Here is a 13,734-nt window from a genome sequence, read left to right as displayed (position 1 = left end):
CCTGGCACTTGTGGAAGAACCTCGGCGAAGCCGTCGAGAAGACCGTAGGAGCCCACCACGCCTGCGTCCGGACGGTATTCGCGAACACCCTACCGGCAACGCCGCCGCCCGGAGAGGACTTCTGGCAGACTCCACCACCCGTAGCCGACGCCACGCTCGATGCCTGCGGCCGGGAACGCCGCCTGGGGAAACGGACGAAAGAGCGGTACGCCGCCGTGCAGCAGCTCCTAGGGACTGTCTGCGGTTGTGATCAATCGGTTTTCAGGAGGCTGCTGATCCAGATGGTCGCTGCGCGGAGATGGAGTCCGGCGAGGTAGCTTTCGGGCTTCTTGTCGTAGCGGGTCGCGATGCCTCGCCAGTCCTTTAGCTTGTTGATGGCCCGCTCGACCGTGTTGCGATCGCGGTAGAGATCGGCGCTGTAGGTGACCGGCCTGCCACCCCGCCTGCCTTTCTTTCTGCGGTTGGCTGCCTGGTCCTTCTTCTCGGGGATGACCGCCTCGATACGGCGTTTGCGCAGGTGGGCACGGTTGGCGCGGGAGGAGTAGGCCTTATCGCCGGCCACGGCGGCGGGTCGGGTGCGGGGACGACCGACGGGCAGACGGACCCGCACCTTGCTCAGGACTGGGACGAACTGGGGGCTGTCGGCGGCCTGTCCGGCGGTCAGAAGGAGCACCATCGGCCGGCAGCGCCGATCAGCGGCCAGGTGAATCTTGCTGGTCAGCCCGCCGCGGGACCGCCCGAGCAGGGCGGCCTTGAGCCGGGCCCGCCGTCGTAAGCGGATGCGTCGGCGTTCGGCGCGGACCGGATCGATTTCTCCGTCCTGTCCGCCTTGTTCCTCGGACGCTCCCCCTTTTGCGAGGCCGCCTCTTCGAGCGCGGCCAGGGTCTCTTCACTGACCCGCATGCCGGCTGCGTCGTGATGAGCCCGCGTGGTTGTGGAATCCACGCTGACCAGTGACATGTCGATCTCGTCCCGGCGGGCGGCCTCGGCGATCGCCTCTTCCAGCAGGGCCTGGAAAACGCCCGCGTCCCGCCATCGCATGAAGCGGTTGTAGATGGTCTGCCAGGCGCCGAACTGCTCGGGCATCTCCCGCCACTGACTGCCGGTGCGGAACCGCCAGATCACGCCCTCGAACTGATCCCGCAGCCGCTCGGGGTACGGGCCGAACCTGCCGACCGGCAGGAATGGCCCGATGAACTCCCACTCTTCGTCGGTCAGTTGCGTACGCGTCACACCACAGTCCTACCGGATCGGCAGATACCGTCGAACTTGATCACAACTGAAGACGGTCCCTAGCCGACGGCAGTTCGCTGGAGGGTATCTGCCGCACTCTCGTGCTGGACCGGTCCACCGTGCGCCGCTTCGCCCGCGCCGCCGGCATCGACGAACTGCTCGTCAAGGCGACGAACCGAGCCAGCATCCTCGACCAGTACACAGCCCACCTCCACCAGCGATGGCACGACGGCTGCCATGACAGCGCACAACCCCACGAAGAAACCGGGCCCTGGGATTCCGGGGCAGCATCCAGACCACCCGCCGCTACCTCCGCCGCTTCAAATCCTCCACTGCCGCACCACCAGCGCCTCGCGTGGCTCCGCGGCCCCGCCGCATCGTCCGATAGATCATGACGAACCCGGCAACCTCTCTGACGAGGACGCCCTCACGCTCAAAGAGATCCGCGCGGCCTCTCCCGAGCTGGACGCGGCCACCGGGCACGTCCGCGACTTCGCCACGATGATGCGGGACCTGACCGGCAGCGAACTCCCCGCCTGGATAGAACGCGTCGAAAACGACAACCTCCCCGCACTGCACTCCCTACTCAACGGCCTGCGCCGGGACCAGGACGCCGTCATCGCCGGCTTGTCCAGCTCCTGGAACTCCGGCCAGGTCGAGGGTCAGAACACGAGAGTCAAACGGAGCAAAAGGGATGGGTAGGGCCGGGCCGACTTCGACCTCCTCCGCACCCGCATCCTGCACAGATCCTGACCCGCTCGATCACAAGATCAGCGACAGAGCCGATGAAGGCGCACCGTTCTTGATGCGGTGAGGTTAGTGTCGCGCGAGTCGTCTGTCGTCCTGTTCGGGTCGGTGGAGGGCGGCGAGAGTGGTCTTGGATCCGCATCATTAGTTGGAGCTGAGGCGCTTTCGCGGCGTGTACGAGCCCGGTGCGATGAGCCTGCGCGAGATCGCGAAGCCAGACTGGGCTGAATCGGCGCACGGTCGCCAAGTACCTGTCGGGCGATACTCCGGTCGTGCCGCGAAGGGCTCCCAACGGGCAGCCGTCTCGGCGGGCAGTGGATGAACTCGCGCCGTCACTGCGACGTCATCTCGATCAACGGCCCCAGCTACCGACGCAAGAATCGGCTCGCTGCCATCGAACATGAACGGGACGACGCGGCCTGAACAAGCCTCCCGGAGTTTTCACAGGTCAGTCCAGACATGTCCCTCGGAGTAGTTGTGCCAGCCCCGGAAGTACCAGTTGGCAAGATCCCCGATTCGCTGGATGCAGTCCTTGAAGTAGGCATCGGGCGCTGGCTTGGGGAAGTTCGGGTGTGACGTCCACGAGGGAACCCAGGTGGCGACCTCATAGAACCCTTCGGCGACCCATCGATCGAGCTTCTCGTCGGACTGGGACCGCTCGCATGCGGCTCGCATCGCCTGTTCCAGGCGAGTGAAGGCAGCCCGGTCCCACTCCAGATCCCCGCGCAGCCGCAGCAGGAAGCTCCCCTCCTCTGCGTCGAACTCCCGCTTCAAAACCTTGGTGAACTCGTCCATAGCCGAGATCATGACAGTCCCCAGACAGACCTCCACACCGCCCACGGCCAACCATCACGCCGACCACCGAGCGGTGCACGTTTGTCTGTACTTGGCGGAGCACTCAGCGGAGTACGCCGACAACTACTGCGTCGTCTTCGGCGCCGACCGCGAGAAGGTTCCCGTCTTCACCGCGCTCGGGCAGTGGGTCGGCGAGGCGGACCCCCCCGACGCCGGCGCCACCCTCATCGACATCCACGAGCGCGTGAACGGCGGTGACGCCTGATGGCCACGACCAGCACGCAGGCTCGCACGGTCCTGGAGCGATTCCCCGCCGGCGGGTTCCCGCGGGTCCTGGCCGGCCGAAGCAAGATGATCGTCGGCCCTGAGGTGTGACGCTCACGGGGCGAAGGTCGAGGACAGGATTCGGGTGACCAGGGCGAGGTCGTTGCCGCCGCCGGTGGTTGGGTTGAAGGAGTACTCCAGGCGGCGGCGCAGGTCGCGGGTGGTGAACATGCCGTTGGTGTAGCCGAAGGTGGTGCCGGTCTTCCCCCACACGGTCACACCGTTGGGCAGGGTCACGCGCATCAGGCTGACGGCGTAGTAGGCGCGGCCCCGTCCCGGATCGTGGGCGGTGCCGCCGAGGTAGGGGACGTCGGGGACGTCGAACAGTTCCGCCTGCTCGGTCGGGGGCAGCAGTTGTCCCCGCAAGAGTGCGGTCAGGAAGCGGTCGAGGTCGGCGGTGGTGGAGATCATGCCGCCGGCGCCGGGATTCTGTTCGGTGATGTCGGCCAGCTGCGATCCGCCGTCCGGCCGAGGTACGGCGATGTAGCCGTGGGAGTGGGGGCCGGGGATCGTGGTGTCGGTCTGCGGGGCGGTGGTGTCGCGCAGATGCAGAGGTTGCAGGATCCGGGTGGTGATCTCCTGCTGGTAGGTGTGTCCGGTGAGGCGCTCGACGAGCATGGCGGCGACGTAGTAGCCGGTGGCTCCGTAGACCTGCATGGAACCGGGCTCGGTGAAGGGGCGTTCGTGCCGGACGGCCTTGGCGACGAGTTCGGCGAGCGGGTGGTCGTCGAAGCGGTGCGCGACGATGCCGTCCGGACTGGTGGGCAGGTCGTCCTGGGTCAGTTCTGGCAGGCCGCTGGTGAAGTTGAGCAAGGTGCGGACGGGGATCGGCGGGTAACTGTCGGGCAGGACGTCCGGCAGGTAGTGCTGGACGGGCTGGTCGAGGTCCACGCGGTGCTCGGCGGCCAGTTGCAGCATGACGGTGGCGATGAAGGTCTTGGTGACGCTGCCGAGACGGAACCGGCCGTCGACCGGCACCGGCGCGCCGGTCGTGACGTCGGCGGCGCCGTAAGTCCCCCTCCAGTGGCCGTCCGGCCCGCTCACGCGTGCCAGCACGCCCGTGACGAGGTCGGGCGCGCTCGACAGGGCCTGCTGCAACGCCTGCGGATCCAGCTTTGGCAATCGGTCGCTGGTGGTGTTGCCCGTGCAGTCGACCGCGGCGGCAGGCCGCACAGCGGGCGCCGCGACCGCCGGGACGGCCGTGCCCAGCGCCACCGCGCCGACGACCGCGCAGGCGAGCGCCGCCATCGGCACCCGCCTGCGTCGGCCCGCTGTCGCCGTGGTCCCCGCGTTGGAGAAAGGGTGCTTGAAAGTCATGTCCACGACCGTTCCGCATAGCCGCGGTGCGACGAATCAGGGATCACCCCCGAGAGCACCCTGATCGATCCCTGATGCCGTCTCAGCTCCTGGAACCGGCTGGAGTACTAGGCAGCGTCTTGTCGATCACGTCTCGAGCCAGATGAGTGTGCTGGCCGGGTGATGGCTGCGAGGTAGCGGCCGGGCTGTTTCTCGTAGCGGGTGGCGATGCCGCGCCACTGCTTGAGGCGGTGGAAGCAGCGCTCGACGACGTTGCGGCGTCGGTCTACAGCCCTGTCGAAGCCACACGGCCGTTCGCGGCGCCGTGGTCGGCCCGCACGCTGGTCAACGCGTTCCGGGATGGTCGCCTTGATTCCGCGTCTGCGCAGGTAGGCGCGGAAGAGCGGGCCGAGTAGCCCTTGTCGGCCACCACCCGCTCGGGTCGGACACGGGGTCGTCCCGGGCCGGGCTGGATGACGTGGATGGCGTCGATGACCGTCTCGGCCTGGGTGCAGTCGTTGCGGGTGCCGGCCGTGACCGTGAGCGGCCCATGGCGGGCGGAACGGTTCGTCGATCTGCGGCAAGTCGACCTCGGCGAGGTCGACCAGGTCGTAGTCGGCGTCGCCGCGCTTCTGGGCCTGCTCCGGGACCCACTGTGCGACGCGTTCGCCGGCACGTCCGGTGCGGGTGCTTCCGAGAATGATCGCGATCTTCATCATGTCTCCGGGGGTGAAGGAAGCGGTCGGCTGTTCGTCCTGGGCGCGGATCGATGCCCCCGGCCCCGTGCATTACAAACCGCTTGCCGAGGACAACGCCGGCGTTGGCTCGCGGACGGGGAACCAGACGGCAGGGGGGCCGGTGGCCAGGGCTAGGGGGTGAGGAAGGAGTCGAGATGCGTGAAGACCGTCTCGGGCTTTTCCCGGATGGGCAGGTGTCCTGCGCCGGGGATGAGTTCGAATCGGACGTGGGGGAACGCCGCGGCGTAGGCGCGGCCGAAGTCGGGGGTGACGACTGCGTCGTCGGCGCCCCAGATCACCAGGACCGGGCAGGTGACGGTGGAAAGGCGGGGGAGCATGCCGGCGTCTGCCATGGTGGGCCCGGCGTAGGCGCGCATGGCGGACATCGCCTGGGCGGACGGTCCGCCCTGCGGCGCCGCGGTCGCAGGGGCCGGTGGGCCGGTGGGCATGGTGACCTGCTGGCCGGGTATGGCGGGGCCGATGGCGTCCATGAGGACGAGCTGGGAGATCCGGCCCTCGCGGTCGTCCAGGACGGTCTGGGTCGCGACCCAGCCGCCGAAGGACGTGCCGATCACCGTCATGTCGGTCAGGCCGAGATGGCTGACCAGGTCCAGGTAGACAGCGGCGAGTGCGGGCACCGAGTCCAGGTCGTCAGGCCGTACGGTGCCCTCCCAGCCCGGATGGGTGGGCGCGACCACCCTGTGCGCCGATGCGAGGTGATCGGTCAGGGGCGAGATGCTGGAGGGGCCGGGGCCGCCGTGCAGGACGAGGACCGGGCTGCCGCTGGTGCCGGCCTCGCGCACGTCGAGGTCCAGACCGGGCCGCACCGGAATGGTGCGCTGATGGACCGCGGTCATGAGGTGCTCCTGGATGCGGGGGGTTCGGTGGCTGAGGGCGCGGTGGCCGTCGGGGCTGGCCTCACTGGGCTGGCGGGTCGGAGGTGAAGAACGCGACCATCTGCTCCAGGCCCCGCTCCCCGAACATCGTGTCCAGGTTGGCGGCGGACTCGACGGCGGACTCCTCGCTGCGCGGGAAGAGGGCCTCCTCGTACGCCGCCAGGGCGGCCTCGGTGTCGCCGGGACGTGCGGCGATGGCCAGGGCGAGTTCGGCGCCGTCGAACATGGCCAGGTTGGCGCCCTCCCCGGCGAAGGGGGACATCACGTGGGCGGCGTCACCGAGCAGCGTTACGCCCGGGACGCGGTCCCAGCGGTGCCCGACCGGCAGGGCGTGGATACGGCGCGGGATGATCGTCTCCGCGTCGGCGACCAGGCCGCGCAGGCCGTCGTCCCAGCCCTCGAAATGGGCGAGGACCGCGGCCTTGGCGGCAGCCTGGTCGCTGAAGTCGACCGTGTCCAGCCAGCCCTCGTCGACCTTGAGCGCCGTGTAGACGTGGAGACTGCCGTCACTCTCCCGGTGCGCGAGGATACCGCGCTCGCCTCCCAGTGCGATGAAGAACCCGCCGCCGATGACGGCGGCGCTGCGCGGGTGGCGGGCATCGGCGTCGAACAGGTCGGTCTCGACGAAGGAGATGCCGGTGTAGGCGGGCCAGGCGCTGGAGACCAGCGGCCGGATCCGGGACCAGGCGCCGTCCGCGCCGATCAGGAGGTCGGTGGTGATGGCCGAGCCGTCGGCGAACGTCACCTCGTGGCGCCCGTCGCCCAGCCCCCGGGCACCGGTGACCTTGCGCCCCCAGTGGATCGTGCCGTCGGGCAGGGAGTTCAGCAGCAGGTCGCGCAGCTCGCCGCGGTCCACCTCCGGCCGGCCGCCGGTGCCGTCGTCCTCCTCGGACACGTGCACAGTGCCGTCGGGGCCGAGTAGGCGCATGGCCTGGCCACCCTCGTGGATGATCTTAAGGAAGTCGTCGTACAGGCCGGCGGCGTGCAGGGCCTTCTGCCCGTTGTTCTCGTGGATGTCGAGCATCCCGCCCTGCGTACGGACCGCCGCCGACGCCTCAAGTTCGAAGATCGCCGACTCGATGCCGTTGACATGCAGGACGCGGGCGGCGGTCAGGCCGCCAAGACCTGCGCCAATGATCGCGATCGGGAAATGGCTGCCGCTCATAGGGGACCTCCGAAAGCAGTAAGGGAAAACCTCTGTCCGCCGAGCCGGCCCCGCCGCTGCCAAGCTCCTGAGGAAGGCCGGCGCACACGTGATCGGCAGGCAATGGCTCGGCCACATAGACCGTACCGAACATGTTCGTTGCGAACAAGTTCGGTGCAAACAAGTTCGGTGCAGGGTGTGCGGCGGCAGGCGGCGAGAGAACTGCGTTCAACCCCAAGCCCGCAGCGGTCGAAAGGGCGGGCGAGCCCGCCCGGGACTCAGCTTCCTGTGCCCGGAACGGGCGTGTGCGTGATGCCGTTGACGAGGACGTCGAAGCTCCAGCGGATCCTGTCCGGCACCGAGCCGCCGATCAGGGCGGGCATGTGCGCGGTGATCGCCGGATGCGTGGCGGCGTCCACGGCGTGCAGTGCACGGACCGTGGCGTTCCAGTCGTCCTCGGAGGCGGGATCGAGCTCACGCGTCGAATGCTCGGCGGCGGTGGCTGTCGCGTCCTGGAGCAGTTTGTCCACCCCCCAGGCGACCTGCTCGCGGCCGGCCCCGCTCTGCGAGAGGAGATCGAGGATGCGCTCCACCAGGCGCAGATAGTTCTCCCCGCTCGGACGGGCAATCAGCGCCGCCCGAGCCAGTTGCGGGTGCTCGAACAGCACGTGGGTGTACGACGTCATGACGGCGCGCAGCTGCTCGCGCCAGTCCCCACCGCCGTTCCGTCCGGTCAGGTCGACCTCGCCGAGCAGGGAATCCAGGACGGCCGCGTGCAGCTCGGCAGTGTTGGCGACGTAGACGTACAGTGAGGCCGGGCCGGTGTCCAGCTCCTGCGCCAGGCGGCGCATCGTGACCTTCCCCAGCCCCTCCGCCCGCATGATCCGCACGGCGGTGTCCACGATCCAGCGCCGGGACAGGGCGGGCTTCGCCGGACGCTCACGGCGGCTGATCGGTTCTCTTCTCGCAGTCATAACCTGATCGTAACGAACGCGTTCGCAACAGGGGGCGCGAGTTAAGGCGCGGGAGGGACGGCGTCGATCCGCGACATGGGCGCAGTGGGTGGGATCCGCCGCTACGGCGACACGATGGGTTGGCCACGTGAGTGATCACCAGTTGTTCCGGCGAAGCCGGTGCTCGCAACGCTCCGATGATCGCGAGGCCGGAATCAGGCCGGAATGCACGTGCGGATGATGTGCCGCCCGCGATACATACGGCGTTGAGACAGCGAGTTCTGCCTAACAGCGGCGTCCAGTGCCTCCACAGCGGCCCGGGGCCACTGGAAGGACGACGTGTCCGGGGCGGGGATCAGGCCGGTGTGCCGGGCTCACCGGAAGGCCGCTGCGGGCACCTTCGGGCGCTTGGCGGCCTGGCTCGCGTCCTACTCGGTTCGTCGCATGAGATCACCTCTCGCTCGTTCGCCGGAAACGGCGGAACAGAACATGACGGAACACACGAAAAGCGTGCCAATATCTCCTGGGGCCGGGCAAGTTGGGCGCGAACCGCTAGGACTGCGCCCGCGTACGCGAAGGAAAACCATGGGTCAGCCAGGCCCCGAGAGGAAACCCGTCATGGTGTGTGCCTTTGGGGACGCAGAGGTTGGCGGTCTCATCGGCTCGGGCGCGGGCGTGGGTCAGTCCGGGCCTTGGCGGGTAGGAGCGGGTCGTTTAACGGTGCTGTGCGGTTGTCCGGTTTTCGGGGGTGAGGCCGATGCCGGTGAGGAGCGCGCGCTGTTGCGGGTGCAGCCGGTGCCAGGCGGCGCGTTGGGTGGATGCCCAGGAGCTCGTGGGCGCGGTGATGGGTGTGGTGCGGGCGTGGTGGTAGGCGCGCTGCCAGCGCATGGGCCAGTGCGGATTCCACCAGGGGTCGAGCGTGGTCAGGGCGCGGTGAACGGCGTAGGGGGTGTTCGTGCTCTGGGCCAGGAGGCGTTGTCGGGCCAGCCAGGGCCCCAGGGGGAAGCCGTCGTGGACGGCGCAGTACGGCGTTGCCAGACTGCCGTGTGCGGCTGTGTAGGCGTGGGCGTGGGCGTGGGCCAGTGCGGTCTCGGCGTACGGGGTGACGGGCCGGGTGTGGGTGCTCTCATCGGTGAGGCCGATGTCGGTCAGGAGGCGCGGCTGCCCGGAATGCAGGTCGTCGTAGCGCGTGACCTGTCGGCGTAGCCAGGCGCGCTCGGCGGGGGCGAAGCTGCGGAACTCGTGCATGGCGTCTAGCTGGTGGCCGGCCTGGACCTGCTGATGAATGTGCCGCCAGGAGCGCTGCCAGGCCAGGGACCAGGGCGGGCACCACCAGGGATCGATCCCGCCTAGTGCCTTCGCTGCGGCAGAGGGAGGTACTCCCCGGCGGGTGCCGGCACGGGCGTGCCGGCACCCGCCGGCGAAGCCAGCATCCCAGCTTGAAGCCGTCGTGGACGGTGCCGATTTCGGCGGCGAGGGTTCCGCGGGCGGCGTGGTAGGAGCGTGCGTAGCCAAGTCCGGTGGCGAAGTCGACGCCGCCGCCACGGTTATCGCGGCCCTACTCGCGGAGAACGCGGCCCTCCGTTGGCAGATCGCCCAACGCTCAGCCGTCGTCATCCCGCTCGACCGAGCACACGCCACACGCGAGTGAAGGTGGCTCGGAACCAGCCTGGGGCCGGCGGGCTGACATGGTGAGGTGCCGTGATCAATCCTCGTGGCGCCGACGCGCGAGATGGACGGTGATGTCGGCGGCCATCTCGACTCTGTCCGGCAGTACCTGCATGATCTGGCTGAATACCTGCTCTCGCTCCGCGGTCGGCAAGACGAGATAAGCCGAGATGGTGGAGAGATGACCAACGTAGTCGCGAGCGCTCATCGTCAAGCGCCGTTCGATCACGGACTGCTGAACGCCGGTGAACCACTCAGACTGTTGCAGCTCCGTACCTGGCCACTGCATCTCATGGCCTGGAGGCGTCCCGTCAGGTGACGGAATCTCGTCACTCTCCAAGAATGGTGCTCGCGCCGCGCGGACAGCCTCCTCCACAGCCGGGTCAGCCAGTTGAAATGGCCCGCCGCATGAGGCGAATACACCACCGGGTTCCAGCAGCGCGGCCACGCGCGACCACCGGCCCTCCGGGTTCGTCCAATGCAGCGCTGCTGCCGCATAGACCAGTCCATATTGTTCGCCTGGTCGCAAGTCCTCGAACGCGGCGTGCACCGTTCTGACGCTCGTCGGCACGTGCTTGCGGAGTTCGGCGAGCATGGCCCCGTCAGGATCGGTGGCGGTGACCATGACCCCTCGTTGAGCGAACAGGCGGGTTGCCTTGCCTGTCCCAGCGCCGATCTCAAGGGCAGTCCGAACCGGGCGGCCCGCATAGGCCATCACCATGTCGAACAGCTCCACGGGATACCCCGGCCGGAACCGTTCGTATGCTTCCGCCACCACTCCGAAACTCAGCGCGCGACTAGACATGCCCAGCATCCTGACACGAGCGGCCCCTGCGTGCTTGATCTCTTCCGGGGGCTCAGACGCGAGCTGATGTCTCATGAGACACATCGAAGTCTGGAGAAGGACGGCTACCGTGCGCGCGTCTTCACCTCGTGGCCGGCGCCTGGTCCGCTGCTGGTGCAGTCCCGCCGGGGCAGCCGCATGCAGAGCCGCTTCCCTGATCTGGTGGACGCGGCCGCGGACCTGCCCGATGGCCTGGTCCGCGACGGCGCTATGTGACCGGTACGGTGTCTCAGACCCAGGGTGTCTCAGGCGGAGCGCCTCCATAGACGAGACACGGTCGCCGCCGATGGCTCCGGGAGCCGAAGAAGGAAAAGGGCCCGCGCGGCCCTATTTCCTTCTTCGGCTCGCCGAACCAGATCCGGCCTCGGTACTGGTGGGCTCTCGTATTCAACTGTCGCGAGTTCGCCGAGGAGTCCATCCGGCTGGTGATTTTGCGTGATCGCCGGTGTCATACAGCTCGAGGACCCGTTGCTCGCCCTCATCGACTACAGCCAGGGGGACCTTCGAGTCCACTGATAGATTCCTGCGGTGAGCGAGCAACTACCCAGCGGCGGCATCGAGCTGTCCCCCGGTGAGATCGAAGCCCTCCCCGCCAGGTGGTCGTCCTGCTGGACCCCGAGGGAGGTCGCGCAGCAGCTAGCCGGGATCAGCACGCCCTGGTACGTGGCCGCGGGCTGGGCGCTGGACTTGTTCCGCGGCAGGCAGACGCGCGCTCATGGAGACATCGAGATCGCGATTCCAGCCGCGGGCTTCCCCGAGGTCCGTGACCGCTTCCCCGGCTACGTCTTCGACGCGGCAGGCAGCGGCCGGATCTGGGAAGACGCCACATCGGAGGTGCTGGCCGCGGTTCATCAGACATGGCTCCGCGACCCAGCCACCGGAGACTACCTGCTCGACGTGTTCCGCGAACCACACGACGGCGATACCTGGATCTGCCGACGCGATGAGAGGGTCCGGCTTCCCTACAGCGACATCGTCCACCACACCCAGGACGGCATCCCGTATCTGGCACCCGAACTGGTCCTCCTGTTCAAGGCCAAGCACGTCCGCCGAAAGGATCAAGCAGATTTCGATGCGACGGTCCCGCACATGACCTCGGCTCAGTGCGAGACCCTGGCCGAGCTGCTCGCCCGCGTACACCCGGGGCATCCCTGGATTGCGGACCTGTAGCTGGCCCTCTACTGGGGAGCTTGTGTGTTCAACTGTTGCTGATTCCACGAGCCCACTGGTGACCGGCTGTGATCGCCAGCGACGTATCGGCTCCAGGTCCCGCCGCCTTCTCTGAGGAGGCGGCTGGTGGCTTTGTCGTGGTAGCCGAGGGCGTCCGCGACGATGGGGGGCTGGCAGTCGAGGCGTTGTTGCCGGATGGCGGCTCCGTGGGCGGCTGCGACCGGGACGCCGATCTCGCGCAGTCGTGAGGACATGTGGTCGCGACGGGCCGGCCGTCCGGCCCGGCCATCTCGCCAGAGGCGATACTGAGGTGGCCCCGTATCTCCACCGTGCGAGAACCTCCCGGGCAGCCGCCGACCTTGCCGACGGGGTGCGACGCGGATACCAACATGTTCATCCCCACGATGTCGACCTGTGCCTGGAGGTGGACAGATTCCCTTTCGCGATGGTCGCTCGTCAGGAAGATTCTCTGACCGTGCTGCGTCCCGTCGCAGTGCCTGACGAGTCAGCCGAGACCCGCTGACCTGCTGCCGCCGTCGGTCGGGTCACCCCGCTTCGGCGGGTTCCTCGGCCCGGGCGCGTGGGGTGGCGAGGCGGTAGAAGTCGGTGCCGGTCTCGATGATGGTGCCGTTGAAGGTGAGGCGGTCGACGATGGCCGCGCAGAGGCGGGGGTCGGTGAAGGTCTTGGTCCAGCCGCCGAACGACTCGTTGGAGGCGATGGCGACGCTGTTCTTCTCCGCGCGTTCGGTCAGGACCTGGAAGAGGAGTTCGGCGCCGTGACGGTCGAGTTCCATGTAGCCGAGTTCGTCGATGCAGAGCAGGTCGACGCGGCCGTAGCGGGCGATGGTCTTGTTCAGCTGCTTCTCGTCGGCGGCCTCGACCAGCTCGTTCACGAGCTTCGTGGCGAGCGTGTAGCGGACGCGGTAGCCCTTCATCGCGGCCTCGGTGCCGAGGGCGATCAGCATGTGGGATTTGCCGGTGCCGGAGTCGCCGATCAGGCAGAGCTGCTGCCCCTTCTTGATCCACTCGCAGCTCGCGAGGGTGTGGATGGTCGCGGGGTCGATGTTCGGATTGGCGTCGAAGTCGAAGGCTCGCAGGGTCTTCTCACGGGGGAAGTTCGCCGCCTTGATCCGCCGCTCCGAGCGGCGGCGGGCCCGGTCGTCGCACTCAGCCATCAGAAGCTCAGCGAGGAAGCCGCGGTAGGTCATCTGGTCCTTCACCGCCCGGTCGGCGATGTCGGAGAACTCGTTGCGGATCGACGGAAGCCGCAGCAGACGGCAGGCGGAGTCGATGGCCGCGTCGGCGGCCTGCTCGGTCAAGCCTCGCTGGCGCGGCGGAGTCATCGTGCTTCTCCCTCTCGGTGGTCACCGCCGCTTGCCCGGCGGCGTCGGAGCCACTGGTCGTAGTGGGCCACCGAGGGCAGCGGCCTGGTGTCCGGCGGAAGGTGCGCGAGCCGCCATTCGTGCAGCGATGTCACCGTCGCCGACGGCTGTCCGGGGACCCATAGATCCGGTGCGGGCTCGGTTTCGGACTGAGCGGCTTTGCGAGCCTCCAGCGCGACCGCGTCAGCGGTCATGGCCCCGGCTCGCAAAGCGGCGGCCAGGCCGGCGACGACGTGTTCGTGCGGCATGTTGCGTCCGAGTAAGAGCACTTCGATCAGTGCGCGGGTGCCGCGCGTGCGGGATCACCCCGGTCACCCTGGCTCCGGACCGGTGTGCGGCCTGGGAAACGGCGCCCATGACGCCGGCGCCGCCCGCACCGTAGACCAGATCGGCACCACGGAGCCCGAGCCCCTCGCCGAGCGCGGTCGCCATCTCCACGTAGTGCGGCGTACGGCCGCCGCGCGAACCGCAGAGCACGCCGATGCGCCGCGAGCTCGATGTGGGAAAAGCCATGTTGAATTCCCTTCCTAAGACGGTGGTCGGGT

Annotated in this window: 15 protein-coding genes and 4 pseudogenes; 6 read left to right on the top strand and 13 right to left on the bottom strand. The window is 68.3% G+C overall.

The genetic code is table 11. From position 1 onward, the window contains the following. Window positions 1–250: 250 nt before the first annotated feature. Window positions 251–1,233, bottom strand: a pseudogene (locus tag ACZ5CZ_RS30030) (IS5 family transposase). A gap of 59 nt (window positions 1,234–1,292) precedes the next feature. Beyond that, window positions 1,293–1,472 (bottom strand): hypothetical protein, encoded by a 180-nt coding sequence (locus ACZ5CZ_RS30025; RefSeq protein WP_385847579.1) that lies wholly within the window; start codon window positions 1,470–1,472, stop codon window positions 1,293–1,295. Between ACZ5CZ_RS30025 and ACZ5CZ_RS30020 the strand changes: the two genes are divergently transcribed. Continuing rightward, entirely contained in the window at window positions 1,471–1,935 is a 465-nt protein-coding gene (locus tag ACZ5CZ_RS30020) for a transposase (protein ID WP_385847577.1), read from the top strand. The two genes, ACZ5CZ_RS30025 and ACZ5CZ_RS30020, sit on opposite strands and share 2 nt — an antisense overlap. Window positions 1,936–2,421: 486 nt before the next feature. Here the strand turns inward: ACZ5CZ_RS30020 and ACZ5CZ_RS30015 are convergent, their stop codons facing one another. Next, the gene (locus ACZ5CZ_RS30015) at window positions 2,422–2,775 is read right to left on the bottom strand and encodes a hypothetical protein (RefSeq protein ID WP_385847576.1); all 354 of its coding nucleotides are present in this window, start codon (window positions 2,773–2,775) and stop codon (window positions 2,422–2,424) included. A gap of 91 nt (window positions 2,776–2,866) precedes the next feature. Between ACZ5CZ_RS30015 and ACZ5CZ_RS30010 the strand changes: the two genes are divergently transcribed. Beyond that, window positions 2,867–3,040 carry a hypothetical protein gene (locus ACZ5CZ_RS30010; RefSeq protein WP_385847574.1) on the top strand — a complete coding sequence of 58 codons (174 nt, stop codon included), beginning with the start codon at window positions 2,867–2,869 and terminating at the stop codon, window positions 3,038–3,040. A gap of 113 nt (window positions 3,041–3,153) precedes the next feature. Here the strand turns inward: ACZ5CZ_RS30010 and ACZ5CZ_RS30005 are convergent, their stop codons facing one another. From ACZ5CZ_RS30005 to ACZ5CZ_RS29970, 8 genes and pseudogenes are all read right to left on the bottom strand, one after another. Next, on the bottom strand, window positions 3,154–4,416 hold the full coding sequence (locus ACZ5CZ_RS30005) for a serine hydrolase domain-containing protein (protein WP_468947419.1): 1,263 nt from the start codon (window positions 4,414–4,416) through the stop codon (window positions 3,154–3,156). A 107-nt stretch (window positions 4,417–4,523) separates the two neighbouring features. Continuing rightward, window positions 4,524–4,936 (bottom strand): annotated as a pseudogene (locus tag ACZ5CZ_RS30000) (transposase); the annotation flags it as partial. Between the two features lie 73 nt (window positions 4,937–5,009). Further along, window positions 5,010–5,111 (bottom strand): annotated as a pseudogene (locus ACZ5CZ_RS29995) (NAD(P)H-dependent oxidoreductase); the annotation flags it as partial. Window positions 5,112–5,263: 152 nt separating this feature from the next. Further along, window positions 5,264–5,989, bottom strand: coding sequence for an alpha/beta fold hydrolase (locus ACZ5CZ_RS29990; protein ID WP_385847571.1), 726 nt, complete (start codon window positions 5,987–5,989; stop codon window positions 5,264–5,266). 61 nt (window positions 5,990–6,050) lie between these two features. Continuing rightward, window positions 6,051–7,193 (bottom strand): FAD-dependent oxidoreductase, encoded by a 1,143-nt coding sequence (locus ACZ5CZ_RS29985; protein ID WP_468947417.1) that lies wholly within the window; start codon window positions 7,191–7,193, stop codon window positions 6,051–6,053. 257 nt (window positions 7,194–7,450) lie between these two features. Beyond that, window positions 7,451–8,146, bottom strand: coding sequence for a TetR/AcrR family transcriptional regulator (locus tag ACZ5CZ_RS29980; protein WP_468947415.1), 696 nt, complete (start codon window positions 8,144–8,146; stop codon window positions 7,451–7,453). Between the two features lie 693 nt (window positions 8,147–8,839). Continuing rightward, window positions 8,840–9,373, bottom strand: a complete 534-nt coding sequence (locus tag ACZ5CZ_RS29975; protein WP_468947413.1) for a hypothetical protein — start codon at window positions 9,371–9,373, stop codon at window positions 8,840–8,842. Window positions 9,374–9,830: 457 nt separating this feature from the next. Further along, window positions 9,831–10,673, bottom strand: coding sequence for a class I SAM-dependent methyltransferase (locus ACZ5CZ_RS29970; RefSeq protein WP_468947412.1), 843 nt, complete (start codon window positions 10,671–10,673; stop codon window positions 9,831–9,833). Here ACZ5CZ_RS29970 and ACZ5CZ_RS29965 point away from each other — a divergent pair. The 4 genes and pseudogenes from ACZ5CZ_RS29965 to ACZ5CZ_RS29950 form a co-directional block, all read left to right on the top strand. After that, window positions 10,665–10,853: a hypothetical protein gene (locus ACZ5CZ_RS29965; RefSeq protein WP_468947411.1), complete on the top strand. Its 189-nt coding sequence runs from the start codon at window positions 10,665–10,667 to the stop codon at window positions 10,851–10,853. The genes ACZ5CZ_RS29970 and ACZ5CZ_RS29965 overlap by 9 nt on opposite strands. A gap of 312 nt (window positions 10,854–11,165) precedes the next feature. Next, complete coding sequence (locus ACZ5CZ_RS29960) at window positions 11,166–11,807, top strand: nucleotidyltransferase domain-containing protein (protein WP_385847563.1); 642 nt, start codon at window positions 11,166–11,168, stop codon at window positions 11,805–11,807. 68 nt (window positions 11,808–11,875) lie between these two features. Continuing rightward, window positions 11,876–12,055 carry a hypothetical protein gene (locus ACZ5CZ_RS29955; protein WP_468947507.1) on the top strand — a complete coding sequence of 60 codons (180 nt, stop codon included), beginning with the start codon at window positions 11,876–11,878 and terminating at the stop codon, window positions 12,053–12,055. Window positions 12,056–12,111: 56 nt separating this feature from the next. Continuing rightward, a pseudogene (locus ACZ5CZ_RS29950) lies at window positions 12,112–12,330 on the top strand (2-phosphosulfolactate phosphatase); the annotation flags it as partial. A 22-nt stretch (window positions 12,331–12,352) separates the two neighbouring features. Here the strand turns inward: ACZ5CZ_RS29950 and istB are convergent. Both istB and ACZ5CZ_RS29940 read right to left on the bottom strand, forming a co-directional pair. Next, window positions 12,353–13,150, bottom strand: coding sequence for an IS21-like element helper ATPase IstB (gene istB, locus ACZ5CZ_RS29945; protein WP_468947410.1), 798 nt, complete (start codon window positions 13,148–13,150; stop codon window positions 12,353–12,355). 222 nt (window positions 13,151–13,372) lie between these two features. After that, window positions 13,373–13,621, bottom strand: a complete 249-nt coding sequence (locus ACZ5CZ_RS29940) for an SLOG cluster 4 domain-containing protein (RefSeq protein WP_468947501.1) — start codon at window positions 13,619–13,621, stop codon at window positions 13,373–13,375. Between the last annotated feature and the right edge of the window lie 113 nt (window positions 13,622–13,734).

This window comes from Streptomyces sp. NPDC031418 (genome assembly GCF_055581605.1).
This window is presented reverse-complemented; position numbering and strand designations above follow the sequence as displayed.